Raw genomic sequence first — 325 nt, 5'->3', positions numbered from 1 at the left:
AGACGCAAACGGTATACCCCATAACATCGGGCAGATGCCGAAACGCACGCTGGAGCGACCCAATCCGAATAAGCCAGGCAAGCAGTTCGAGCTCGGCAAGTTTATGTCCAGTCTCAAGAGCAGGGGGCATGCCGACCCGGACGGTGAGATGGCCGAGATGCTGGCAGGAGAAGGCGGCTTCGAGGTCATCTACCTGAATGAGGGCGACACATCGAGATTTGATGGTTTGAGCTTTCCCGGGGAGCCGTCACCGAAGCCCCGGCCACCAACGGCCAAGAAGGAAGAGGACAATCAGGAGCGGATCGCGGGGATTCAGCTTTGGGTG

1 protein-coding gene is annotated in these 325 nt (G+C 58.8%); it reads left to right on the top strand.

Translation table 11 applies throughout. The annotated features are described in order from the left end of the window. Window positions 1-34: 34 nt before the first annotated feature. The coding region (locus ACLQ24_RS30495) for a hypothetical protein (protein ID WP_425895181.1) at window positions 35-325 on the top strand (291 nt) is incomplete at its 3' end.

Source organism: Micromonospora sp. DT4 (assembly GCF_049841675.1).
GTDB lineage: Bacteria > Actinomycetota > Actinomycetes > Mycobacteriales > Micromonosporaceae > Micromonospora.
Note: the sequence above shows the minus strand (reverse complement) of the source record. Positions and strands in the feature narration are given on the sequence as shown.